The organism is Ruegeria sp. BHSC223, assembly GCF_059613025.1.
Genome location: NZ_JBXWRR010000014.1, coordinates 17,545 through 42,366, shown reverse-complemented (window position 1 = coordinate 42,366; position 24,822 = coordinate 17,545). Strand labels below are relative to the sequence as shown.

Sequence of the window (24,822 nt, the reverse complement as noted above, 5' to 3'; positions counted from 1 at the left end):
GTGGGGATCATCCGCGATATCCTTTCCCAAGTCGATGACGCCGTCGACAGCGTGGCCGAGTCCGGTTTTGCCGACGGTGCGGGCGTCGTCGGCGACGTGATCTCTGCAGGCGCCGTCGTTCTACTGATCCTGCTCGGCATCAATGTGGTCATGCAGTTGCGCCCAATGAGTTTCGGGAGTGGCTTTGCCTTCGGTATCAAGCTCACATTGGTATCGATATTCGCGCAAAGCTGGGACAATTTTGCCGTCATCTACAATATCGCCACGTCTGTCCCCGACAGCCTAGGCGCAGCCATTCTCGATCTTACCGACAGCCGTGACGAGGTGGGCGTCTACGAGAGCCTCGATTCCATGGTGAACCGCATCACCGCCTATGGCGATGCGATTGGAGACAATGCGGGCTGGGTCTTTGGCGCGGTGCTGGGCGCGATCTTTTTCGTGCTCTCGGCCATCTTTGCCGCTGTCACCGCCGGGATCATCGCCTTTGCCAAGATCGTCTTCACCCTGATGATCGTTATCGCACCATTCATGATCCTGGCATCGCTCTTCAAACCAACACAATCACTCTTCGAGGCCTGGTCCCGCGCCACCATCGGCTATGCGCTTATGCCTGTGGCTGCGGCGGGCGCGGCGGGTATCATCGTTGCCATCGCCGAGAGTATCGGGGCCTCATCCGCCGACCCCGACAATGTCGCCACAATCAGCCTCATCCTGCCCTTCCTCGTCATCCTGATCCTGAGCGCGGGCATCATGGCCTCGGTGCCCTACATCGCCTCAAACCTGACCGGCGTGGTTGGCATCGCCTCAAATGCCATCGGCCTCACTGGTTTGGCACGGCAGGGCGTCATAAATGCCGGCGAATACGGAACCGGTGGCGGGGCCCGCTTGGCCACCGGCAAAACACCCCACGAGTTGCGCCATGCCACCAGCGACGGCCTCGTCAAGACCGGCCAGGTCATCCGCCAAACACCCGCCGCGATGTTGGCGCGCGCCAAGTCTTTTCGCAATTCCAACGAGGCCACCTGATCCATGAGCAAAGCACGCGACGCCTTCGAGGCGGATTTCATCTATGGGCCACGACGACGAGAACGGTTTGCGTATTTCGTGGCGGCCGCTGGCGTGATCATTGGGCTGGCTGGGTTTTTGGGGGCGGTCTCCCTCTTCCCGCTGAAATCGGTCGAGACCTTCGTCGTGGTGGTCGACAAGGAAACCGGCGAGATGGACCGCGTCTCGCAGGTCGCCGCCCTCACCCTCGATGAAAGCGACGCCATCATCCAGGCCAATCTCGTGGCCTATGTCGATGATCGGGAAACCTATGACCTCACTGATGGCGAGCAGCGCATCAACTCGGTGTTGGACCGTTCTGACAGTGACGCCGCACGCACCCTGCGCGATCTCTGGTCTTCCTCAAACGAGGACTATCCGATCACAGTCTATGGTCGCGAAGCCAAAATCGACGTTGTGATCCGCTCTGTGAACCAGATCGAACCCGGCGTCGCCCAGGTCCGTTTCACGCGCACGCTCCGGCGGGAGCGCGATACCCGCACTGTGACCCGACCCTATGTGGCAACCCTCGCCTATGAATTCCGTCCCGAAACCCGCCAGCGCCTGCAGGACGTCTGGGCCAATCCCCTCGGCTTTGTCGTCACCTCCTATCGCGTCGATGCCGAAACCCTTGAGAATTGATCATCATGAATCTGCTGCCCCCGCTTCTACTGGCACTTGCGCTGCCAGCCACCGCGCTCGCCGAGGCCACACCACAAGGTGGCCCGCTCGATATCCGTATCCGTTATGCCACCTACAACGAGAACCAGGTGTTCCGGATCGAAACCGATCTGCGCCACTCAACCACCATCCACTTCGGACGGGATGAACGGTTCGAAGCCGTCATCGTTGGCGACACCGAAAGCTTTCAGGTCGATCCGATCCCGGAACTTGGCAACGTGCTGACCATCAAGCCGCATGTGGCCAAGGCCTCCACTAATATGACGGTGATCACCAATCGCCGCAGCTATTCCTTTCATCTGCGCGAAGGATCGATCCCGAACCGGACGGGGATGTTCTTCGAGGTGCGGTTTCGTTATCCAGAAGACGAACGGCGAGCAAGGACCACCACTCCCAAAGGCTTTGAGGCACCGCGCAACTACGCCTATCTCATCGCTGGAGAGAGCGATTTCCGCCCTGCGTCAGTCTATGACGACGGGCGCTACACCTACTTCACCTTCCCTGAGAATGGCCGACAGCCAGCCGTCTTCAAGGCCGACGATCAGGGCCGCGAGCGGACTGTCAACTGGACCCAGGATGGCAACACTGTCCGGGTTCTTGGTGTGAATGATTTCTGGACCCTGCGGATTGATGATGAGGCGCTCTGCATCGCGCGGGATCGCTCCGCCGTTTATGTGAGCAACTAACCATGGCCGACGATCCTGATCTGCAAAAGCGCCTCGACACGTTCAAGGAAGGCAAGACGAAACCCCGGTCCGGTGGCATCGGTGTGGGGGCATTGGCAATCGCCCTCGCACTTGGCGGCGCGGGAGTAGCCTACTGGTTGGCTAGCAGCGCTCAGGACGGGCCAGCACAACTTGAGACATCCGAGGTCACACCCTTTCAGGACGGCCGACCCGGTGGCGGACGATTGGAGTTCCCCCCAGATGAAACCGACCGGCGCGTCAATGACGCATTGATTGCAGTGGAGGAAGCGCTTGATGTACCCGCGGCCCCTGCTCCGGAACCGAGCCGCGAGGTGCTCGACGAACTCGCGCGGCTTCGCGAGGCCCTTGCTGCCAGCCAGTCAGAACGTAATGCTGAAATCCAGGCCGCCGTCGGTGATCTGCGTGAAGCGTTTGATGCCCAAACCAAGGCACTTGAAGAACAGATCGCGGAACGAGATCGTGACTTGGCCACCCTCGAGCGCGAAAACACGACACGCCTTTCCAGCCTGCAAAGCCTTCTCGATGCGGAACGGGCGCAGCGGGAAGCGCTCGAACGCGAGCTGCAGCAAGGCGCTCTCATCTCAGACCAACGTCTCCTCGAAGAGCGGCGTCGGCAGGAAGAAGATCAACGACGACGTGAAGCTGAACGTGCTGCCGCCGAACTGCTGAATGCGCAAATCCGGTCACCCGCCATCGTCTATGCCGATGGCAAGGGGTCGGCCACCGCAACATCCGGATCGCCTGGCGCAGCGCCAACCGGGGCGGCTGCACCCCTCGATGAAAACGAAGCCTATCTGCAAACCGCCGCGCGCCCTCTTGAGATCGAAGAGGCCGCGCGTATGGAGTTCCCGGATCGCACCCTCGCGCAAGGCTCCGTGATCCAGGCCGCCCTGCAAACCGCGATCAACAGCGACCTGCCAGGCAATGTGGTCGCAGTCGTTTCGGAACCTGTTCTGGCCTTTTCCGGAGACCGGACCCTGATCCCGCGCGGGTCACGCCTCTTTGGCCAATATCGCTCCGGCATCGAGGTCGGTCAGAAACGCATCCTGATCCTCTGGACCCGTATCCTCACGCCGGATGGCACTTCGATCGATATCTCCGCCGTTGGTGGGGATCAGCTTGGTAGGTCTGGGTTAACAGGTCTGGTCGATACCAAATTCCTGGAACGCTTTGGCGGGGCTGCGTTGATTTCGATCATTGGTGCAGCGCCATCGGTGGCGGCGGAACGCGTCCAGGATGAAACCGCCGCCGACGTGCTGGCAAACATTGGCTCAGACCTCTCAGACGCAACCAGTTCGGTTATTGCGGATCAGGTTTCGATGTCGCCGACAATCTATGTGGATCAAGGTGCAGGTGTGACCGTGCTCGTGGATCGGGATGTGGTGATTTATTGATGAGGAGGGGTTGTTTTAAGAAAGAGAAAATGAGTCGGAAAACGCGTTCAAGCGTTAGCGAGAGGCAGCGATTTTCGGTGCATCAGAAAACAATTTCTCCATGACGGAACCCCTGCCCGCTTCGTACCTTGAGCGATACCTTGCGCCCTTCGAAAATTGGCTGACCGATGATGACGTCATCGAGCTGGCGATCAATCCGGATGGGCGCGTTTGGGTCGAGCGACGTAGCTCAATTGCAATGGAATGTGGTGACAAGGCCGTTGACCCGGCTGATGCGGTCAACCTTGGCACCACCATGGTTGGCGATGCCAAAGCCAAGGTCTCGGAAAAGAACCCGCTGGTATCTGGGAAAGTGGAATTTCGGGGAAGACCTCTGCGCGTTCAGGTCGTGGTTTCGCCCGCCGTGGAGCAAGGGGCCGCGATCACCATACGCCTGTTTGGCCAAACCGACATTCGTAGTTACGAGCCCGCCTACCTTCAGGGCAAGGCAGTTTCTCTGACCGATATTCGGGCGGAGAAGCTGAAAGCAATTTCGAAACAGGCAGAAACCGATCTAACCGGAGCTTTGAGGCAGCTAGTTGAAAACCGCCTGAACATCCTTGTGAGCGGTGGAACCTCGACGGGCAAGACAACCTTTGCCCGCCATCTCCTTACGCATGTTCCCGACAATGAACGGCTCGTCACCATCGAAGATGCATTCGAGCTGTTTCCAAATCAGCCGAATACAGTTTGTCTGCTTGCCGACCGGATCAAGGATAGCCCGCGGTCGGCTGGTGCCCTGCTTCAGGCTTCTCTGCGGATGAGACCGGACCGGATCGTGGTAGGCGAGCTTAGAGGTCCGGAAGCGCTCACCTATCTCGAGGCGATCAACACGGGGCATGGCGGATCAGTGTCGACAATTCACGCCGAAACAGCAGAACTGGCCATTGATCGGCTGGCGATCATGGTTCTTCAAGCCGGAACACCGCTGACCTTTGCAGAAGTACAGACCTACATCAGAAAGTCGATTGATGTCATTGTGCAGTTAGGTAGGTCTTCTGGTGCCAGAGGTATCGCCGAGTTGCTGCTGCTCAGGCCTTGATAGCCGATGGGAATTCTGGACGTTTGTTCGGCACCAGTTTCAACAACCCTTCAGTACCAAGTTAGCAAGCTTTGCTCCGCATACGGCTTGCCCTTTTTCGAGAGCTGTTCATCAAAAACTACGTGTTTTCTTATTCTTAGCTTAATTTTCGAACACTGAAATCCTTGCAGTATTTATCCTGCCGATGCTTTGCAGCCCTCTTCCACCTACCCCGATTTTCGGTTTCAACGTTGGATTTCCATCTTCAAATGCAATTGAACTAATGAATGGCACCGGAACACGATCAGAAGCAAGAGTAGTCAAGACATGCACATAGGCCTCATTGGCGGACTAGGGCCCGCCGCAACGATCGCGTACTATTCCTGCTTGGTAGCGAAGTTCAAAACGGCAGGAATGCCACTGCAAATCACGATCTCACACGCAAACATCGCAGCTCTGGCCGAGAACGCGAAGTTGAATCGCACGGCCGACCAGGCTGAAATCTTTGCGCGTCATCTCTCGCAACTTCGGGGCGCTGAATGCGATGTAGCTACTATCGGAGCATTGACAGGGCACTTTTGCTTTGATGAAACCCAGCGGCTGTCCCAACTGCCTCTGGTAAATGCAATAACCCTCATCGAGAGCTATTGCAAAGAATTGGGTATCGAGAAAATCGGGTTGCTCGGCAGTTTTCCAGTCATGGAATCACACCTCTTTGGTTTACTTCGACAGGTGAAAGCGGTGTGCCCAATGCAGAATTTGGAAGACATTGGGGAACATTACATGAATATGGCGCAAACAGGCCACTGTAGCGAGGACTGTCGAGAGGTTTTCTTTTCGGCTGGAGTTGACATGGTCAGGAAGCAGGGCGCCGATGTCGTACTACTTGCCGGTACAGACCTTGGGCTGGCATTTGAAGGTTTCGATCCCGGCTTTGCGACCATCGATGCTCTCGAAATCCATTGCCAGGGCCTTTTGGAAATTTCCATGGCTGAGGATAGGATTTAACGACAGGTCTGTTCACGGCAATTCGTGCCAGTCGGTCGACTCTTCATCATTCGGTGAGTCGGTTGCCTTGACCTAGAGGCAACGCTCGGCGTTGAACTGTTTTTGCGGAGCGGTTCAAGATTGAGCGTGACACCTGCAGGCAAGCGTCTGGCAGACCAGTTGACTGACGCGTTTGCTAAGACTTGGTCTGCAGTGGCGAAAGTCCGGCGATCCGATCGGGTCGTCACACTCTCAATGCTGCCATCGGTAGCAACACGTTGGTTTGCGCCTCGCTTGGCTGGTTTCATATCGGCGAACCCCGACATTGATTTTCGAATCACAGCCTCTCGACACCTCGTAGATTTCTCTGTGGAAGGTGTAGACGCAGCTAATCGCTATAGCTCGGCACCCTCCCGCGAGTTAGAGGCATTCAAGCTCGGCACTGAAGTCATAACACCCGTGTGTTCCCCGAAGTATGCCGAAGATCACGCGCTATACGCGCCGGCCGACCTGCATCGCACTACCCTACTTTACGGAGACATTCCTGAAGATTGGCCAACATGGTTTAAAGCCGACGGATGCAAACAGCCTCAATCTGCCGGACCGCGTCTCGGGGATGATGGCGCGATCTTGCAGGCAGCTATTGACGGGCAAGGGGTCGCCCTCGGACGTTCGCTGCTCGTTGCGGAAGACATAGCGACTGGGCGCTTGTAGCCTCTTTTGCTCTGTCCTTGGATGCCAGCCATGCCCATTGGTTTGTTCGGCCCAAAAACATCGCAAAGACACACGTAATAGAAACTGTAAAGAATTGGTTCGTCGATGAGTTCGGTGAGCGGGGCGAAAGCAGCGACTAGTTTGTTCGCTACGAACGCCCGGCTTGTCGAAGGTTTGTGGCTGCTGTCAGCGCGAGCCGTAGTAGCAACAAGTCTGACAAGGAGGAAGTTGCGCGCGGATTACCTTCTAGGCCGAAACACCGGGGTGATGACCTTCTGCTGAGCCGATTGCCCAAGCCAAACGCTCGTCAGCACAGTTGCCACACCGATCGCCTGAACGAGGCTCAAGGTTTCGCTTAGGAACAACAGGCCCAAACAAGTCGCTGCCACAGGACTAAGTAAGCCGAGTGGTGCCACGGTAGCAGGTCCAAGGCGCGCTATTCCACGAAACCAGAGGAGGTACGTCAACGCAGCACCAACCAAACTGAGGTAGGCAAATCCGAGGATTGCAGGAATATCAAGCGGCGGTAGTGACGGCTCTGTCAACGCCGCAATAGGGAGAAGAAGCAAGCCACCGGCCGTCAACTGCCACGACGTGAAGGTAAGCGCAGAAACTGGCGGCTGCCATTTGCGTGTGAGCACGGTTCCGAACGCCATTGAAACTGCTCCCCCGAAAGCAGCACAAACGCCGGTCCAATCAAGAGCCGCTTCAGGCGATAGAACAAGCAATGCCACCCCGATGAAACCTCCGATGCCGGCGAAAACAGTCACTGGTCGAATAGCCTGTTCGAGAAGTCGTTTCGAAAGCATGAGTACGATCAATGGCTGAATGCCTCCCACTGTCGCAGCGACACCACCAGGAAGTCGATAAGCGGCCACGAAAAGCAGCCACCAAAAGATTGAAAAGTTGAGCGCTCCGAGCGCAATTGAACGGGCCAGCCAAACGCCACGTGGCAGCGACCGGGTGATAGCGAGCAACAAAAGTCCTGCAGGCAAAGCCCGCAGCAGAGCCGCAGTCATGGGTAATCCATCAGGCAGAAGAGCGGTCGTGATGATATAGGTGCTACCCCAAACGACCGGGGCAAGAGCCGTCAACATCAAATCCAACGAACGAGTCATGCGGCTTCCCTCCCATTATCTTGACGTCAAGGTATTACCTATTCTCTTGATGTCAAGATAAATGTGCGCTATGATGTTTGTATGGACGCAGTAGACCGAATACTTGACCAGTGGCGACATGAGCGACCCGACCTTGAAGTCGAGCCTATGGGCACAATCGGGCGTCTGTCGCGCGTGTTTGGCCATAGCTCGCGCCGAATGGGCGAGACCTTTGCGCGCCACGGGCTAAATGCTGCGGGCTTCGATGTATTGGCAACGTTGCGCCGGGCCGGGGCACCCCACGCACTGTCTCCTGGCGCATTAATGAATGCGATGATGATTACTTCCGGGACAATGACGAACCGGATTGACCAGCTAGTGAAACAAGGTCTGATCACGCGTGAAACTGACGCCGAAGATGCTCGGCGAGCGGTCATTAGACTCACCAAAAAGGGACGTCAGTTGATTGATAATGCCGTGGCCGATCATGTTGAAACACAGCGAACATTAGTACAAGCACTCACCCCAGAAGAGCTTTCGGCGCTGGACAAAGCGCTGCGCAAGCTTCTGTCCAATATGGAAAAATAGACCAGCATACGTGGTGGAAAAAAGTTGCAGGCGAAAGGACGCATGTAACCATCAGTCCTGAGAACTGGACCGGAAGATCGACCATGGGTCCACTCCTATGATGACCTGACAATGGACGGCGATTATTTGGCCAATCAGCGGCCTGGTGGGCGAGGAACTCTGCATTGCCTTGCATCTGACCACGTTGGCGGTGGCGTAGACTGCATGCTTGTGTCCTATCCGCGAATTGGTCCCAAGTATTCGTCGCTACCGCTCCAACCAGTGAAATTCTCTGGACCGCTAGTCTTCTCCGCAACTGGGTCCTGCTCCAAGCATAACTGCTCTTTAGCAAGCGATCTATGACGAGAACCTTACCAAGCGGTTCATTCGAACCGAGATCCACGACTGCCACACCAAGTCGCTCAATTCCTCGCGTGCTTGCGCTGTTTTGGGGGACGTTCTTTGTTGCAGCAGGCTATGGTGCAACTTTTGTGCTGTCACGCCACTTCACGATAAACGGTGGTTCTGAATTGGATGCTGGTACGATCCTAGGTGCTGGGATGGTCGGAACTCTCCTCGGAGTCCCTCTTACAGGTTGGTATGCGGCGAAGATTGGCCCAGCTAGAGTTGCCAGTATCGCAGCAGTTGCGATCGCGCTAGCGTTCATGTTGCTGGCAACAACCAGCAGAGTGGACAGCCTAAGTCTTTTTGGGGGTTTTTCTCTCGGCTTTGGATGGGGGGCGTTTTATCTTGCCGCTCCCATGGCGCTCTCTCGACTCGTTAACGATGAGGATCGTGCCTACTGGTTTACGCGCTTTGCTGCCTTTCAGATGGCGGGAATTGGCGCATCGCCATTTCTTGGTGAATTATTTTTGGATCACTTTAACATCGGCACCGCTCGATATTTTTCTCTGGTTGCCTCGGTCTGCATATTGGCAAGCTTTCTCCTGGTCGTGTTTGAGAAAGCGACGCGAGCGACTTCTTCACGAAGCGAACAACAACAGCGAACGAGTGTCTGGGTCCGAAACGCTCGGGCTCTGTTGTCTGGACCTTCTCGGTTTCCGATCTTGATGGTCGCATTGGGCGCCAGTGCCTTCGGTGGAGTGATGACGTTTCAGACCACTATCGTCGAAAAGTCCGAGCTATCAGCGTCAACATTCTTTGCGGTCTACACACTTACCGTTGTCACCGCTCGATGGTTTCTTGCCAGTTTCGTTGGCCGACTACCAATTCGGAAAAGCATTCCGGTTCTCCTCATTTTTATGATCACCGGATTGATGCTTCTGCTTGCACTCAAGCCTGGTCCGATCGGCTTCGTCGTTCACTTAATGTCCGCGTCGTTATTCGGCATTGGTTACGGTCTCGTTTATCCGCTCTTACAAGCGCAAGCGGTCAACGATTTTGGAGACGCCGAGCTACGCGAAGCCGCTCTGACTTGGTTCGTGTTATCCTATTTCATGGGCATTTTTGGGTTCCCGTTCCTCGGCGGATGGATCATCATTCACCTTGGCGTAGGCAAGCTAATTGCGGCAATCATGTTCGCCGGCTCACTAGAGTTCGTGCTAGCCCTGCTTCGAAATGCAAAAATCAGCCCAACATACAAATGACGAGTGTCTAAGCAGACCCCAGCCACCGATACTTCTACAACCGGGCACTCCAATTTCCACCGGCCCACCTTGCCGCACATATTGAATGAATGGTGTCATTCGCGCGGCCTGAACCGATGCTGTCGCGAATTGCAACGAGCCGTCCTCGTTCACTGATTCAATTGTGAGCGCGCATAGAAAAGACATCCACCAACCACTTATGGATTCTCACATGACTGGCTGTTCATTATCTCAAGCAATCTCAACAAGAAGAACGATCCGCGTCTTCAGCAACGAGGCCATTTCTCAAAAAACACTCCTAAGATTGCTTTGGGCGGCCTATGGCAAAACTAGCGATTCAGGGAAGAGGACCGTGCCATCAGCCCAGGGCATTAGTCCGATCAGATTCCTAGTGAGCACAGGTGTCGTTGAAGGTCTGGGCGCAGGCGTGTTTTCCGTAGATGACGAAGCAAGGAACTTTAGACCTGTTCTAACAAGAAATGTTCTTCATTTACTTGAGAAAGCAACGATTGGCGAACAACCGTGGGTGAGTTCGGCTGCTTGTGTTATTACCGTCTGTGCAGATCTTGCTACATCAGTTCGACATTTTTCCGATCAAGAACCGGTCGGACAAAGGGGCGCAAGATACGTGTACATTGAAGCTGGCGCCGTTGCGCAGAACCTACATCTTCAAGCTGCAAGTGAAGGCTTGGGCTGTGTTCTTGTAGCTGGCTTTAGGGACGAGGCAACCAGCGACATATTGGAAATATCGGCGCCGCTCGCTCCAATTTTGCACCTATGTGTAGGGTGGCCGCGGCCTTCCTGAGATTTGTCGGAATGAAATCTTGCCCTGCGCCTTCATCACAGGTTCGTTCGGAGTTGGGTTGCTTCACTGAATTGCCGAATTTACTTGGCTGCACGGTAGGTAGCCTTCCGGAGGCTTGGCCATTGAAACTTCAACATTTTGAGCACCGCTTGGAAGAATCGATGTGTCTTTTCCGACTGCGCCAGGAAACGTCATCGCATCGATAATCAAACAAAGCGCGAGGAAATGGAGGGCGCGACTAACGTTAGTTGAAGGGGTTTCGTGGCAAATCAAAAGTAACAACGGATTAGCCCAATTGACCAGGATACTGGTGCCAAAACAACCACTCAAACCGGTGCTAACAACGTGCGAATAGGTGTTTAACACTAGGAAAAAGTAGGTGTTCGTTCATATGCAAGAGATATCCTATCCCCACCTTTCAGTAAACTTGAATGCCGTAGCCTATCTAAGGAACAGACGGTCACTGCCGTGGCCAGACCTTGCTACTATTGCAACCGACGTTCTACGTGCGGGGGCACATGGGCTGACGGTTCATCCAAGACCGGATGAGCGGCACATAACGCTTCAAGATGTTGTCACGCTTCACGAGTTGCTGCGCAGTGAGTTTCCTCAAGCAGAATTCAATATCGAAGGGTATCCCTCGGAAGCTTTCCTGAAGCTCGTAGAAACGATTCAGCCCACACAAGTAACACTCGTTCCAGATGGACCAGATCAATCGACATCCGACCGCGGATGGTGTTTTGCGAGCAATTTGGACATCGTCCGAACGTCTATCTCACGCCTACAAGAGGCCGGGATTAGGGTAAGTATTTTTGTTGACCCAGACTTGGAAAGCGTAAACACCGTTCGAGACCTGAAGGGCGACCGAATTGAGCTCTATACGGGAGCGTTCGGCTCGGCTCCAGATGATGCATCCCGAAAGGGAAACCTTGCGGCACTGGCCCGAGCCGCAGAGGGGGCTCTTCGACCCTCTTCTTCCTCGGACCGAAACAGCCCCTTAGGCGTAAATGCCGGACACGATCTAACGCTCTCAAACCTACCTGCACTTCTTGAAGAAATCCCTCACCTAAGTGAGGTGTCCATTGGACATGCTTTGGCTTGTGACGCCTTGCGTTTTGGCTACGCAAGCGCAACGCGCATGTACCTCGACACAATTTCGCGTCACTCAACCCAGAGTGCGCCTTCATTGGATAATGTCTGAGAGCCTTGAGACAAAACGGTTGGCCAGCTTTTCATCGAGAGTTCCAAATCCTACGAGCAAACCGCTCTGGTCACGATTTGCACAGAACAGAGATAGCGGAGCGGGAGCAAATCCAAACTTCGCCAGTTCCTCGACGACCAACTGATCATCAACAGCATGCTTGAACCGCATCAGCATCTGAAGACCCCCATCGGGAATTCTTAGTTGGATCTGGCTTCCCAAATTCTCACTCAAGGCATTGTGCAAAACCATGCACCTTTGATGATATTTGGTCGAGATTCGTCGGAGGTGGCTTCGGTAGAAACCGCTTTCAAAAAAATCTGCCAAAGCAGATTGAGCATGAACATTAGGAAACATGCCCATTGCTTGTTGGTAGTTTCGAAAGACATCTATGTATGGCTGTGGAACGATCATCCATCCCAGACGCAAGCCAGGCAGCAATGACTTGGACACTGTCCCAAGGTAAATCACGCGTTGTCCGTCTGACAAAGCATGCAATGCAGGTATTTCTCTGCCCCTCCACAAGAACTCGCTGTCATAGTCGTCTTCCACAATCAATGCACCAGATTTTGTCGCGAAGTGCAGTAATTCCTCGCGGCGCGACAACGACATGCGGACACCAGTTGGGTATTGATTAGATGGCGTCAAGAAAATTAGTTTCTGCTCTCCGGCATTTGGCATTTCCGCCAAATTTGCGCCATAGCGATCAACAGGTAACATCTCAAGTTCCATGCCTGCGGCCTCAAATGAAGCGCGAAGTGCTCGAGGTCCAGGATCTTCGAATGCAACCTTCTTGCCACGTCCTCCTACGACCTGAGCGATCATTGATAGTGACGCTTGGACTCCGGGTGTGATCAAGATTTGTTCAGGGCTGACCGAGACGCCGCGGTCAGTTCGGAGCCTGTCACTCAAGACTACTCTTAAATGTTCAAGGCCCCATGCACCTGCGTACTTGGCCTCGTCGCCATGAAGCTTCAGAGAAGCGCGACGTAGCAACCTACCCCACAACTCTCTGGGAAAGAGAGTTTCGTCAGGAGAATCCGGTCGCAATCGCCCTAACGGCTGGCGATGTGAGAATGACTGTCGCATCGCTTGTGCCGCCTCGCCAACCTCCGACAGTGCCTCCACAGCTAAATCGGCGGCGCGAACCATCGGCACCTTCTCTGATGGATCATATACAACGATGGGTGACGCGCCCTGCTTGGTTTCTACCACGGCTTCATTGCGCAACAAGTCATAGGCAGTGTTCATAGTGTTTCTGGAAACGTTGAGCGTAGCCGCTGCTGATCTCGAAGAAGGTAACTTCTCTCCCTTTTCGATACGTCCTTCTCGGATTGCCGATAACAGGTCTTGGTAAATCTGGACGGCAAGCGTTTGGCGCCGAGACGCGTCTGGTCTTGTATAGAGGGTCAGCAAATTTGGCTTCATGGATGATCTCGCAAACTGGTCCTTCAAATTGTAAGCAATATCTAAAATTGACAGAACCGGTTGTGAAGCGTTTTGCAGTACCAGTTTTTGGTTGTCCTCATTCATCCTGGTTCGGTTGGCATAGATACCAAAATGAGCGATCTGGGTTGATCTCCAACACCACGTTTCAACGCGAGTGCTATTTCAAAGCCCTCTTCGCCCAATTTACAAACGATAGAACCAGATCAGAGGTTTCATCTGTTCGCCAAACAAGGCGATAGGTAAACGCGGCTCTGTCACGTCCGGATGGCGCGCACAATTCAACGAGGGTTTCACTTTGGATCAAGTCTTTGACTGACCCAAGCCGCAGGAGCGCAACACCTTGAGCCTGCACTGCCGCCCTTACGGCATGCGACTCCATAGAGACCCGTATCAAAGGGCGCGTCGCCTTAAAGCTAAGCCCACGATTCTCGGCCCATTTTCTCCATGATGGAGCCGCTACACTTTCTACCGCCCACTCCTCTTCGATAAGTGGAAGATCAAGCACTTCGACAGTCGAAGTTGGTTCATGAAACTTCCTAAACAAGATAGGCGAACAAACTGGAATATATGGTTCTTCACCCAACGAGTGGGTTTCACAGCCCTTCACAGCGCCGGGACCCAGTCGAATACAAACGTCTGCATCATGTTTGAGCAAATCCAGTTTCTTGTTGGTTGAAATGATCCGCACGTCTGCGTCCGGATACGCCTCGGTGAATGTTGGCAGATGTGGCAAAAGGTTCAATTCGGTGAAACTGTTGGTGGAACTGATCTGAAGCACACGACTGTTCTGACGCTTCCAATGCCGAGAGACGCTGCCTAGCAAAGACGTGATGGCCGGCGAGATGTCCTCAAACAATGTTCTCCCTTCAAGCGTCAAGTCGACTTTTCGGGTTTGCCTCACAAACAAAGCGCAATCCAAGATGCCTTCCAAAGCGCGAACCCGCTGCCCGACGGCGCCCGGTGTCACACCCAATTCATCTGCTGCGCCCTTGAAGCTGAGAAGCCGAGCAGCCGCTTCGAAAGCACGCAGATGATCTAGCGGAGGTAATGTCTTAGACATAATTATAGAATAGGATTTCTGCTCCATATTGCATAGAAAAAACGTTTGTCTCCAACCCAACAATCCAGCAAAAAAGCGATGTATTGCCTTGATCACGCACAGAGATGCGTCGTCATAGAGCAGTATTTCTCTTTTCAATTCTTGTCGGGATATCGAAACGTGACTCACTCTTCAGCGATGCACTCCTCTCGGGCCATTTGCACCATTCTGACAATCGCTTTCAGTGGGTTCTTGGCATTCGCCTACGGTTTTGGAATCTACTTGTTCCCGGTACTTAGTCCTGACATGCGCCAAGATTTGGTTTTCACCTACGCAGAGATGGGGTATGTGGCAGCCGGAATCCAAATCGGCTTTATCGTGTCATCAGTTGTGTCCGGCGCCCTGGCTCCCAAGATCGGTGAGATACGCTACATTCTATCCTCGATGGTGTTTTGCGGAGCCTGCCTGCTGGGCTTGTCCCAGGTTCAAACGTCAATTCAAGCAGCAGCGATCTTGACCTTAGTCGGGTTTGTGCCCGCCGCAACATGGATCCCGATGGTTGCAGTGATCCGCAGATACATACCCTACGAACGACGCGGCATGGTGTTTGGATTTTTGTCAGGCAGCGGTGGCTATGGCGCTATCGTAAACGGTCAAATTGTTCCTTTCTTACAAGATGACATTGGTTGGCGTGGGATTTGGCTCGCAACCGGTTGTTCTGTTCTGCTATTCACGGTGGCAAGCGCGTTTCTATTCCGCTCACTCTCAATCGTCGACCGACACGAAGATGAGAAAAGCAACACATCCGACATTCCAGTTGTTGAAATCGGTTCCTTGGACAACTCGTCGAGAAGGATAGCAGTCTATCTTTGGGCAATCATGATGTTGGGTGCAGCGATAACCATCTCGTTTCAAACCTTCTTTACCGCATTGATACGAGATCACTTGGAGATCGAGCGCATGATGGCAGGGCGTATGACGTTTCTGCACGGATGCGTCGGCATCATTGCTTCGCCTCTTATCGGGTATCTGACTGACCGCTTCAATGTACGAGCCTGTTTCTTAGCGGTATCAGTGTTTACCTTCTCGGCATGCATTCTGATGTTTTTGGCCACATCAGTAAACTACGTGGTGATTAGCGCCATTTTCTTTGGGTTTGCGTTCTACCCCTTTTTCGCATTGCCTCCGGCTTACGCGAGCAAAACAATGGAAACGAGACTGGCAGTACGCGTGTTTGCGATCGGCAATGTATTCGTTGGTTTCGGAGCATTACTGGGGAATATGTCGGGAAGCATTATCTTAAACCTGTTTGGAGGACTGCCAAGTGTGTTCGCCTGGTTGGCGTGTTTGACTGTTGTACTAACGATTTTGGTCGTCAGCCTACCGCACGAGGAAACCGCAGCTACATCGAATTTCAATGGACCTCCAAAATAGTACTTCCAGTTGGGGAGAATAACTCGACCTCTTGCCATCACTCAGAGCCCAAACGTCGAATGTCGCGCGCCCCAACAACTAACTACTATTCATTCTCAGAGGTAAGCCGTTTGGCAAGGATCCCGATCAGAACCACGGCAGCGACAAGAAACATCGCGCCGACTATCCATGCCGTAGGTGTGGAGTAGGCATTGGCGACAGCGCCAGCCAGGATCAACCCCAAAGCTGCTCCGAGTTGCTGTATCAGCGACCTAAGTGACAACATTGTGGATCTCTGGTGGTCTTCGACACATCTGTGCATGATACTGCTGGCAGGTGTTTCAGACACGCCAAGGGCAACCGAGTATAATACAAAGATCGCCACGAACCCTACGATGCCGCCCTGCAAGGCCAAGGCAATCTGAAGGCCCGCAATGCAAGAAAAAACCGCCGCAAGTGTCATTCCGTGTCGCCGCTTAAAGATCCGGTTGATACGCGAAGACAACGACGCGCCGAATGCAATCGAAAAGAAATAGGCTGCGGTTAAGAAACCAATAATCGTATTTGCAAGATCATGCTCTAACATGGACTTTACACGGGTTGGCCAGATCACCTCAACCGGATTGGTCGCCACCAGAAAGAGTGACAGCGCTGCCAATAGCAGCGACAACGATGGATGTCGCAGTGCAAGAAGGCCGGCATCCTTGATAACCAGCGGAACCGCCTCAAAACCCTGTTTCAGCGCTTTGGGGTTTAATGGGCGCGGTTTCTCGACAATGAAAAACAGAGTGTAAATGAAGACGCCAAGCATCACAACTAGGCTCGAACCGTAGGACACATCATAGCTGCTGAGCCCAAGTCCTTCCGCCGCAAAACCCAAAAGATCAGGCAGTAAGCCACCCAGAATTGCCCCGACACCCAAACCCATGGCGTTCGCCCATTGCGCCATTGCAAGCGCGGGCTGAACGTCCACATTCGGCGCGGCGGTTCTAAAGGTTTCAACGAACCAGGCGTCAAGCGTGCCTGACCGAAGCGCACGTCCAAAACCAATGAAGGCAAACGACAGTGCGAGAACATAGAAATCGCTTGTCGATAGAAAGAGCACGAGTGAAACCACGCTGGCGACAACCGCCGCAAGAAAGACTGGTTTTCGTCCGATATTGTCAGCCAACCCGCCAAACGGCAGTTCCATCGCCATGGTCGTAAGAGAGTAAACCCCGAAAAGGAGTGAAATCTGAAATAGGTCCATTCCCCGGTCGGTCAAAGCAAGTGCAACAACTGCTACCGTCAGCCCCATCGCAAACCGATCGAGAAACTGGTGGACCTGAAACACGCGAACGTGCCGTCGCGCCGATATGGGCAGCGTAGCAATGGAGAACTCTATTTCCGTTGCCATTTTTGTACCTTCGCGTTTGCAGCAAACTTGTGTAGTGTCGTGGCGACGTTGATGTCGATCGTGAGCGACCTAAAGCGATCGTGCGCGCGAGCACGGCGAGCGTTCACTTTGTCTGCGATACCGACCCAACATAGCGCCGCCTTAACTCGTGCTTCATTGGCAAGATATCCGTCCCCGAAAGCCGATGTCGTAGCGCTTATGCGCCGCCGAATGCCTTGCCTAGTTCAGGCGGGAATGAACTTCTTGCCAGAAAAATACCTATACTGAACCCGCCAACATTTGGATGCCCAGTGCAATCAAGATGCCCGAAGCCAACCACTTGATAGGTGACTGCCAACGCTCCTGCCCGCTTCTGAACGGCCGTGATGTAAGAGCAAACGCGAGAAACGAATACCATCCGGCCGATATCAGGAACACGACCAAGCCGACTGACAAACCGGACACCTGGCCGCTACCCGCAGATTGAGCCATCGCGAAAACCGCAGCGATGAAAAGTGCAGTCTTAGGATTGGTAAGGTTGGCCAAGAGGCCAGCGACGAAATGGTTCTCCGCAGGCATGCTCGACGCTTCGAAATCCGGCGATGTTCTCGCCAGAGGCGTCTTGCCTACTTTCAAGCCAAGATAGATTAAGTATGCACCACCAAGCATTTGGACTCCGGTCGCAAGTGTCGGAACTGCAATCAAGACAAGCGCTACGCCCGAAATCCCAACTGCGCACCAAACCATCGTTCCAACCAAGATGCCCAGTACTGCACTAAACGCAGCATACCGGTCTGCCGTGACTGCAGAGCGCAAAATTATCGCAAAATCTATTCCAGGCAAAAGGGCGGCTGCCGCCCACAACGCTGCCACTTGGGCAATTCCATCCGACATTTTCACGTCTTCCTGGTCGAAATCATAACTCCAGCAAGCGTCAAGACGAGCGCTCCGACAGATTGCGCAGATATCGGCTCTGCAAACATAATCACAGCTAGCGCAGCGCCCACGAAGGGTTGCAAGAACTGGAGTGGGGCAATTCGAGCTGCTCCTTCAGACCCCAATGCTCGGAACCACAAGGCGTACCCGACGAACGAGACTCCGATAACCAAATATCCCAGTGACAGGTATCCAGCCAAAGAAACGCTCGACCAAGAGAACTGAACGAGGGCTAGAACTCCGAAGGGCGCCATACATAAACCGCCCATCGTCAGCATCCAAATCGTAGCAGGCCATTTTCCAATTTTTGCCGAACTGCGCCCGCCAAATACGTACCCAATACTTGCGAAGAAAACGGAAGTCAGGACCAGAAAGTCCCCGAGCAACGTAGCTTTCGATATCGAGTCCTGAGCGGTTTCCAAGACGAGCACTACGACACCGACCAATGCTATCAAAGCTCCAAGCCACCACACCGGCCGAGGCCAATTCCTCTCGATCGCGAAGCTAAGGAGGCCGGTGAATACCGGAGCGCTTGCCAGAGCAATGGATGCGTGCAGAACGGATGTTTGCGCGACACCAAGTGTAAGAAGGTAGGGATAGACTGCGAAACCACAGCCTCCTCCCAGAATAAGCTCCATCAGATCTCGACGGTTGGTCGGAAAACTCCGCTTTGATGCTAATGCCAAGGGCAGAACCAAAAGAGCCGCAAGGAGTGGTCGAATTCTTCCAATTACATCAGGGGGAATGTCCCGGGCCGCCAATGCCGTTGCAGGGGGAGACGCCCCCCAGATTCCGACGGCAAGTAGCGCGATCAAAACAATTGGTGCTCTCATAGGCCTTGCCTGCAACAACTCAATGGACTCATCAAGTCGTTGTTGACAGGCGTGTGCTACTTCTGCGAGCACCAGTTCAAGTCAGGAATTAGGGCAATCTGATACTCGCCAAATTTGAAGATCTCTGCAGAATTGTGCGATCTTCGAGCAATTGGGCCAGATTTCATGACATTGCTGCCGACAAAACTCTTCACAGTGTTCGCAAACGGTCGAAATGGAGGAAATTTGGCGGGGGTGGTCGAGAAGGCACTCGATCTGACAACCTCAGAGATGCAAGAAATTGCAAGTTTGCTGCCCGTTCCAACGACTGGCTTTGTCACTCGTAAAGCCCAGAACCAGTACAATGTTCGCTTTTTCTCACCGACCGAAGAAATGAACATGTGTGGCCATGTGGCCGCAGCTGTCGCAGATCACTTGTTTTCACAACTTCCTTCGACCTGCGGGTCAATAGATTTGGTGACAGGTGGAGGACCGTTAGAAGCTTTGCGGCAAAACGGGAAGCTTGGTACATGCCCCGCCCTAAAAGTCAGCATCCCTGAATGCCAAGATGCTTCGATTGACTCTAGCATTTTGTCCGCTGCATTTCACCAAAGCCTTGAACCCGCCTCAAGTGTCATTGTGGTGGGGATGCTTAGACACCTACTCATCGAGTTGAACGCCAGGGCACATCTGAGCGCACTCAATTGGAGAAGTGACGACATCAAGGCATTCTGTGACGAAATCGGGGTCGATACAATCGGTCTGTGGGTCAATCAACCGGAAGGGATCTATCTGCGAGATTTGTGCCATGGTGTAGGAAACGATGAGGAAGCCGCATCTGGAACAACTTGCTCTGCACTTGCTAGCTGGCTGATAAGAAAGGACAAGTCTCCCAAAGGAGAATTTCAGATATTTCAGGGCCAGGACATGGGACGGCCCAGCCTTATCTCCATCACAGCCGACCCTTCAGAGCCTCAACACTTATTCATTTCCGGCAAGGTTGACTGCTATTTGCAGGGCCATTTCGTCCTCCAACGTCAATCATGATCCATACTTCTTTTGAAGCTTGTGTTAACATGATCCAACGATCATGTCGCGCAGTTCATCATGTATGGCGCCTCGCGATCTTTCATAATTGTTCGCACAGATATTGTCGTCTCGAGACCGAATGGGATGCCAATGCCGGACACTCGAAAAAGACGTTTCGAGCATTCAGGTGGACAGCGGATTCGGAACTTTTGTGATCCCAAACAAGTCCGCCCAAAGGTGTGGTCCAATGTTTGAACCGACCGTGAAAAACAGTGTAGCCAGTTACGTGGTCTGGAACATGTTACGGCATTGCCGACAGAAGATACGCGAGCCCTATCGGCGACGCAGCGCATGTGATCGCAGAAACCAGAAAGCGCCCTACCGGAGAGGTTTTATCGCACGCCATTTCAACAGGATTCATTTCGCTCGTATCTCACACATAAAACTCATTGGTTCAGAAAACCGCTTGGGACCACATTGATCGCAGGCTAGTCGGTATTGATCGGTTGGGGCGATCGCATCTGAGTTTTGCCGGGTAAGATACAAGGAGACTAAGAAAAAAGGACAAGCCCATGACATCGAAATTGAATACTGCCTTTGGTGGCATCCCAACACTCATGCTCGCGATTTGGCCAGCACTTGCAGCAGCAGACATGACCCTCGAGTCCGCAGATCTCGTGGATGGTGGGCGACTTGCCAACGCGCATGTCCTCAACGGGTTCGGTTGTGAAGGCGGAAACACGTCCCCTGAGTTGTCCTGGTCAAACTTTCCAGAAAACACCGCTAGCTTCCTGATTACCGCCTACGACCCTGATGCTCCGACCGGATCAGGCTTCTGGCATTGGTCAGTGTTCAATATCCCGAGAGAAATCACCACACTTGCCAGAGGAGCAACGATTGACGGCCTGGTCGGAAAGTCGACACAGGCCCGCAACGATTTTTCGCAGAACGCTTACTCTGGAGCCTGCCCGCCACCAGGCAGTCCTCACAGGTACATTTTTACCGTCTATGCAATGCCGCAGGATGAATTGCCTCTGGACGAAACCGCTTCAAGCGCGTTGGTCGGCTTCTTTGCAAACACCTCTGCTTTGGATTCGGCGAGCATTACGGTCGAATACTCAAGGTAACCGAATGGTGTGCCTCCGTCTTAGTCGGGCCAAGGCAAAAGTTGCCAAGGCTCGATTAAGGCCAGCACATATTCCAAGTTGATCGGGTTAACTGAGATGGGGTTGGAAACGGTTCTCTTCCTTTTCACCGCCGGAGTTCTTGGCGGGGCGTCAAACGCAATTGCGGGGGGTGGAACTTTCTTCACGTTTCCAGCACTCATTTCAGTGGGGCTGGACCCACTCACAGCAAATGCCTCAAACGCGGTTGCAATCTATCCAGGGCACGCGGCGGCCGTGCCTGCTTATCGGCGTGAACTTGTTGCCGCGAGAAAGCAGCTAGTAGAAAGAAGCGCACTCGCTGCACTAGGAGGACTCTTTGGCGCTGGACTGCTTGTGGCTACGGGATCAGCGCTATTCTCCACGCTAGTTCCGTGGTTGTTGCTTGCATCAACCATGCTGTTTGCATTCGCGCCATACATTGCAAAGTTTTCTACAAGGCAACGCGCGGCGATACCGGGATTGGCTGGTTTGATACAGTTCCTCTTCGCACTCTACGGTGGCTATTTTGGAGCCGGTCTTGGAATACTGCTTATGGCGGGTCTCGCCATTATCGGAGAAAGCAACATCCAGATGGCCAACGCTCAAAAGAATTGGCTGGCTATGATCATAACGTCGGTTTCTGTCGTGACCTTTGCAATAGCTGGCGCCATATCTTGGCCACAGACGTTATCGGTACTGCTTGGTGCGGTGATAGGCGGCCTCGTGGGCGCTCGGGTTGCCAAATTCATGCCCGCGAATATCTTGCGTGCGATCATTGTTGCGGTGGGTTTGGCGCTCAGTTGGTACTATTTCGCTCGATAGCATGATGCAATTTCCTCCGCCTCGATCGACTCTAGGAGGAGGGTCAAGCGTACTGAGCTTCGCCATTTCCGAAAGACCAGTTCTCCTTCGCTACTTCTGTCAAGCTGATGAAGACGTTCTGTGGAGATATTTCAAGTTTTGCAGAAAGGCGCTGAACGACGGTTTCATAAAACGCCTTCTTCTGTTCTGTTGTCCTCGTATTGTTTGCCGTCACCTGAACAATGATGAGATCGTCACTTCTCTGAATGCCAAGGTAATTCTCTCCATAGTCGAAGTTCTCCCGATCAAGCTCAATGATCGTCATGAACCGATCATTCTCGGGCACATCGAACACTTCGCGCATCGCCAAATAGACTTGGTCCATCAGCGTCTGGCGAAAACTGGCTGGTTTTCCTTTCAACAAGGATATCTGAGTGAGTGGCATCTTAGTACTCCAGCGGCGTTCATCTGGACACAAGTTATCGGCAGACGTATCATATGGAAAACGAATTTATGGAATAGAATGAATGATGTTTCGTTATGAAGAAACTACCTAATCTAGACATCGAACTGATCCGCGCATTCGTGGCGGTAAACGACCAATCTGGTTTCACAACTGCTGGCAATGCGTTGGGAGCTACACAATCTGCCGTTAGTCTGCGCGTCAAGAAATTGGAACAACGCATTGGTGAACGGCTGTTCTTCAGAACCGCCCAGTCAACAAGTCTTACTGATTTTGGTGCACGATTTCTTGGGGAGGCACGCCGTCTCCTCGAAACACATGATGACATCGCACGCGCAGCTCTCGCCGAGACAAGTCGTCCAGCCTTCAAACTTGGTATCAGTGATCATGTCGCTGGCGCTCATCTTCCTGCGATCTTGGCTGGCTTAAAAGCTATCCATCCAAATGTTCGGATGTTGGTGACAGTCTCCGGTTCGAGCGAACTTTGCAGCGACTATTCGAGGGGCCATTACAACGCGATCATTGTTCGACGCGAACAGGGCGACGCTTCAGGAGGATTTCTTTTTGATGATCAGTTACGCTGGATCTCTGCAAAAGAATTTACATGTGACGCTACCGAGCCAATACCCCTCGTTTCCCTTGCCGCGCCATGCCATCTGCGATCCGTTTCTCTTGCGGCGCTTCGTACCAGCGACCTTGAGTGGAAAGAAGTGTTTATCGGAACCGGTGTGGCTGCTGTTCAGGCTGCGGTAGCGGCCGGACTGGGCATCGGCTGTCTTGAATCGCGAAACTTGCCCAAAGACTGCCGGATATGGAGTGAGGCAGATGGACTGCCTGACCTGCCCAGTTCCGAAATCGTGATCCGTCGCCGCAAAGCGGCAAAAGAATTGGACAGTTTCGCAAACTCGGTGGAGGAAGCATTTACGCAGGTTTATCGCCGATCGACGCAAAAGGTTGAACACTAACCAAGCGATCTGAGGTCGCTCGACATTTCAGCGCTCCGAACCCAATCACCCTGAAAGCAGTCGGACAGGTCATAAGACCCATCAAACTTCGCGTCAGCCCGTAGCCGAACTGTGCGCAATACAATGGCTGTGTATTACAGAAAAATTCTAAACACTTACAAACGCGGGAAATTCCGCTTCCAGCCAGTCTAGAACTTTCTGTAGCGATTGTGAGCGAAGGTGTTGCTTCGACCAAATCAGAAAAAGGTATTCATCGTCTGCAGGGAGATCATCCCACAACACTCTCAAACGTCCACTTTGCATATCTCCCTTCACTAAGATGGTCGGGGCAATCGCCACACCGCGACCGTTGATGGCCGCGTCGATAGCGAGGGCCGTCCGATTGAAATCTAGCGGCGGATGGCCAAGTGATCCGCCGATTTCCCGAACAACCCTGTCCCAACGCCGGTGTGCATCTTGGATAAGTGGAAATTCTGAGACTAACTGCTCGAGGGAACACGGGAGATCATATGACAGTTCAGGCGAGCAAACTGCTATCATTTGCAGTCGGGTCAGACACCGAATTGCGTGCACCTCAGTTGCGAGAATTTTTTTGGAATGCCGGATAGATGCTTCATTTCTTCTCAGTGGTCGGTCGAGCACTTCCTCGCGTGCTTCTGTTGCCACTCGCACTGAGGGATTGTTCTCCAGGAACTTTGCAAGCTTTGGCATCAACCACTTCGATGCGAACGATGGTGGGACAAGAAGAGATATCTCTTCCTTCGGACTCCGGATCTCTTCTGTGGCCTCTTCGATCGCGGAAAGCGACGGTTCAACAGTTTCAAGATATGCTCGCCCCAATGCCGTAACCTTTACACCCCGAGGTAGCCTATCAAAAAGGGTCACACCCAAATCCAACTCTAGCTGCTTGATGCGTTGGGACACGGCGCCATGAGAGATGTTGAGTTCCTCAGCAGCTCTTTGAAAGCTTCCACATCGAGCTGCACGTACAAAGACCCTTAGGGAGTTTAGGTTCAAAGTGGTCACAGCAGAAATCACCCATTAGATTTTCTAACACATATGCTAGAAATCATTGTTGGTCAAAAGGTTAGAATCTTCGCAAGGTAGGAAAACGGCGGAGGCGAGTGAAATGGCTGCAACAAATGGTCTTGATCATGTCGGCTTGACTGTAGGCGATCTATCAAAATCGGTCGATTTCTTCACTGGACTGCTAGGGTGGACGGTTTTTGGCGAACGGCCTGACTATCCGGCCACCTATGTCACCGATGGCGTCTCAAAAATCACGCTTTGGCAGGTTCAAACATCCGCTCCAACAGATTTCGACCGCCGAAAGAACATAGGCCTCCATCATTTAGCTTTGAAGGTATCCACTCCTAGACAATTAGAAGAAGTATATGAGCTAGCATCCCAGTGGCCAGGAATAGAAATTGAGTTTGCTCCCACTCTGTCCGGAAACGGCCCCAAGAGCCATTTCATGTTCACAGAGCCAGGTGGCTGCCGAATAGAGATCTGCTATGATCCGCGGTAGCCC

At 53.3% G+C, this 24,822-nt stretch carries 25 protein-coding genes; 17 read left to right on the top strand and 8 right to left on the bottom strand.

Annotated features, from left to right (window positions below; genetic code table 11):
* From AC2FNY_RS17100 to AC2FNY_RS17070, 7 genes are all read left to right on the top strand, one after another.
* Complete coding sequence (locus tag AC2FNY_RS17100; protein ID WP_496803187.1) at positions 1-1,026, top strand: TrbL/VirB6 family protein; 1,026 nt, start codon at positions 1-3, stop codon at positions 1,024-1,026.
* 3 nt (positions 1,027-1,029) lie between these two features.
* On the top strand, positions 1,030-1,686 hold the full coding sequence (locus AC2FNY_RS17095) for a VirB8 family type IV secretion system protein (protein WP_496803186.1): 657 nt from the start codon (positions 1,030-1,032) through the stop codon (positions 1,684-1,686).
* 5 nt (positions 1,687-1,691) lie between these two features.
* Positions 1,692-2,411: a TrbG/VirB9 family P-type conjugative transfer protein gene (locus AC2FNY_RS17090; protein ID WP_496803185.1), complete on the top strand. Its 720-nt coding sequence runs from the start codon at positions 1,692-1,694 to the stop codon at positions 2,409-2,411.
* Positions 2,412-2,413: 2 nt separating this feature from the next.
* Complete coding sequence (locus AC2FNY_RS17085) at positions 2,414-3,826, top strand: TraB/TrbI/VirB10 family type IV secretion system protein (protein WP_496803184.1); 1,413 nt, start codon at positions 2,414-2,416, stop codon at positions 3,824-3,826.
* A gap of 100 nt (positions 3,827-3,926) precedes the next feature.
* Positions 3,927-4,907, top strand: a complete 981-nt coding sequence (locus AC2FNY_RS17080; protein ID WP_496803183.1) for an ATPase, T2SS/T4P/T4SS family — start codon at positions 3,927-3,929, stop codon at positions 4,905-4,907.
* A gap of 306 nt (positions 4,908-5,213) precedes the next feature.
* Positions 5,214-5,894: an aspartate/glutamate racemase family protein gene (locus AC2FNY_RS17075; RefSeq protein WP_496803182.1), complete on the top strand. Its 681-nt coding sequence runs from the start codon at positions 5,214-5,216 to the stop codon at positions 5,892-5,894.
* A gap of 126 nt (positions 5,895-6,020) precedes the next feature.
* On the top strand, positions 6,021-6,587 hold the full coding sequence (locus tag AC2FNY_RS17070; protein WP_496803224.1) for a LysR substrate-binding domain-containing protein: 567 nt from the start codon (positions 6,021-6,023) through the stop codon (positions 6,585-6,587).
* Between the two features lie 239 nt (positions 6,588-6,826).
* Here AC2FNY_RS17070 and AC2FNY_RS17065 read toward each other — a convergent pair whose 3' ends face one another.
* Positions 6,827-7,705: an EamA family transporter gene (locus AC2FNY_RS17065; RefSeq protein ID WP_496803181.1), complete on the bottom strand. Its 879-nt coding sequence runs from the start codon at positions 7,703-7,705 to the stop codon at positions 6,827-6,829.
* Positions 7,706-7,786: 81 nt separating this feature from the next.
* Between AC2FNY_RS17065 and AC2FNY_RS17060 the strand changes: the two genes are divergently transcribed.
* The 4 genes from AC2FNY_RS17060 (at position 7,787) to AC2FNY_RS17045 (ending at position 11,864) form a co-directional block, all read left to right on the top strand.
* Positions 7,787-8,272 carry a MarR family winged helix-turn-helix transcriptional regulator gene (locus tag AC2FNY_RS17060; RefSeq protein WP_496803180.1) on the top strand — a complete coding sequence of 162 codons (486 nt, stop codon included), beginning with the start codon at positions 7,787-7,789 and terminating at the stop codon, positions 8,270-8,272.
* A 413-nt stretch (positions 8,273-8,685) separates the two neighbouring features.
* The gene (locus AC2FNY_RS17055; protein WP_496803179.1) at positions 8,686-9,858 is read left to right on the top strand and encodes an MFS transporter; all 1,173 of its coding nucleotides are present in this window, start codon (positions 8,686-8,688) and stop codon (positions 9,856-9,858) included.
* Positions 9,859-10,057: 199 nt separating this feature from the next.
* Positions 10,058-10,663, top strand: a complete 606-nt coding sequence (locus AC2FNY_RS17050) for a nitroreductase family protein (RefSeq protein ID WP_496803178.1) — start codon at positions 10,058-10,060, stop codon at positions 10,661-10,663.
* A 391-nt stretch (positions 10,664-11,054) separates the two neighbouring features.
* Complete coding sequence (locus AC2FNY_RS17045; protein WP_496803223.1) at positions 11,055-11,864, top strand: pyridoxine 5'-phosphate synthase; 810 nt, start codon at positions 11,055-11,057, stop codon at positions 11,862-11,864.
* Here AC2FNY_RS17045 and pdxR read toward each other — a convergent pair.
* Together pdxR and AC2FNY_RS17035 are read right to left on the bottom strand one after the other, a co-directional pair.
* Positions 11,847-13,397 (bottom strand): MocR-like pyridoxine biosynthesis transcription factor PdxR, encoded by a 1,551-nt coding sequence (gene pdxR, locus AC2FNY_RS17040; RefSeq protein ID WP_496803177.1) that lies wholly within the window; start codon positions 13,395-13,397, stop codon positions 11,847-11,849. The genes AC2FNY_RS17045 and pdxR overlap by 18 nt on opposite strands.
* Positions 13,398-13,470: 73 nt before the next feature.
* Positions 13,471-14,541 (bottom strand): LysR substrate-binding domain-containing protein, encoded by a 1,071-nt coding sequence (locus tag AC2FNY_RS17035; RefSeq protein WP_496803176.1) that lies wholly within the window; start codon positions 14,539-14,541, stop codon positions 13,471-13,473.
* Between the two features lie 63 nt (positions 14,542-14,604).
* Between AC2FNY_RS17035 and AC2FNY_RS17030 the strand changes: the two genes are divergently transcribed.
* Positions 14,605-15,786 carry an MFS transporter gene (locus AC2FNY_RS17030; protein WP_496803175.1) on the top strand — a complete coding sequence of 394 codons (1,182 nt, stop codon included), beginning with the start codon at positions 14,605-14,607 and terminating at the stop codon, positions 15,784-15,786.
* Positions 15,787-15,871: 85 nt separating this feature from the next.
* Here AC2FNY_RS17030 and AC2FNY_RS17025 read toward each other — a convergent pair whose 3' ends face one another.
* The 3 genes from AC2FNY_RS17025 to AC2FNY_RS17015 form a co-directional block, all read right to left on the bottom strand.
* A complete protein-coding gene (locus tag AC2FNY_RS17025) occupies positions 15,872-17,161 on the bottom strand; it encodes an MFS transporter (protein ID WP_496803174.1) in 1,290 nt (429 codons plus the stop codon).
* A 258-nt stretch (positions 17,162-17,419) separates the two neighbouring features.
* The gene (locus tag AC2FNY_RS17020; protein ID WP_496803173.1) at positions 17,420-18,034 is read right to left on the bottom strand and encodes a LysE family translocator; all 615 of its coding nucleotides are present in this window, start codon (positions 18,032-18,034) and stop codon (positions 17,420-17,422) included.
* Between the two features lie 2 nt (positions 18,035-18,036).
* Positions 18,037-18,909: a DMT family transporter gene (locus AC2FNY_RS17015; protein WP_496803172.1), complete on the bottom strand. Its 873-nt coding sequence runs from the start codon at positions 18,907-18,909 to the stop codon at positions 18,037-18,039.
* Between the two features lie 165 nt (positions 18,910-19,074).
* On the opposite strand from AC2FNY_RS17015, the gene AC2FNY_RS17010 reads away from it, so the two are divergent.
* The 3 genes from AC2FNY_RS17010 to AC2FNY_RS17000 all read left to right on the top strand — a co-directional run bounded on the left by AC2FNY_RS17010 (position 19,075) and on the right by AC2FNY_RS17000 (position 21,884).
* Complete coding sequence (locus tag AC2FNY_RS17010; RefSeq protein WP_496803171.1) at positions 19,075-19,935, top strand: PhzF family phenazine biosynthesis protein; 861 nt, start codon at positions 19,075-19,077, stop codon at positions 19,933-19,935.
* A gap of 554 nt (positions 19,936-20,489) precedes the next feature.
* Positions 20,490-21,044: a YbhB/YbcL family Raf kinase inhibitor-like protein gene (locus tag AC2FNY_RS17005; protein ID WP_496803170.1), complete on the top strand. Its 555-nt coding sequence runs from the start codon at positions 20,490-20,492 to the stop codon at positions 21,042-21,044.
* A 102-nt stretch (positions 21,045-21,146) separates the two neighbouring features.
* Entirely contained in the window at positions 21,147-21,884 is a 738-nt protein-coding gene (locus AC2FNY_RS17000; RefSeq protein WP_496803169.1) for a sulfite exporter TauE/SafE family protein, read from the top strand.
* Positions 21,885-21,927: 43 nt separating this feature from the next.
* Here the strand turns inward: AC2FNY_RS17000 and AC2FNY_RS16995 are convergent, their stop codons facing one another.
* Positions 21,928-22,308 carry a tautomerase family protein gene (locus AC2FNY_RS16995; protein ID WP_496803168.1) on the bottom strand — a complete coding sequence of 127 codons (381 nt, stop codon included), beginning with the start codon at positions 22,306-22,308 and terminating at the stop codon, positions 21,928-21,930.
* Between the two features lie 95 nt (positions 22,309-22,403).
* On the opposite strand from AC2FNY_RS16995, the gene AC2FNY_RS16990 reads away from it, so the two are divergent.
* Positions 22,404-23,291: a LysR family transcriptional regulator gene (locus AC2FNY_RS16990; protein WP_496803167.1), complete on the top strand. Its 888-nt coding sequence runs from the start codon at positions 22,404-22,406 to the stop codon at positions 23,289-23,291.
* Positions 23,292-23,438: 147 nt separating this feature from the next.
* Here AC2FNY_RS16990 and AC2FNY_RS16985 read toward each other — a convergent pair whose 3' ends face one another.
* Positions 23,439-24,317 (bottom strand): LysR substrate-binding domain-containing protein, encoded by an 879-nt coding sequence (locus AC2FNY_RS16985; RefSeq protein WP_496803166.1) that lies wholly within the window; start codon positions 24,315-24,317, stop codon positions 23,439-23,441.
* Positions 24,318-24,420: 103 nt separating this feature from the next.
* Here AC2FNY_RS16985 and AC2FNY_RS16980 point away from each other — a divergent pair, with 103 nt between their 5' ends.
* The gene (locus AC2FNY_RS16980; protein WP_496803165.1) at positions 24,421-24,819 is read left to right on the top strand and encodes a VOC family protein; all 399 of its coding nucleotides are present in this window, start codon (positions 24,421-24,423) and stop codon (positions 24,817-24,819) included.
* The last annotated feature ends 3 nt before the right edge of the window (positions 24,820-24,822 follow it).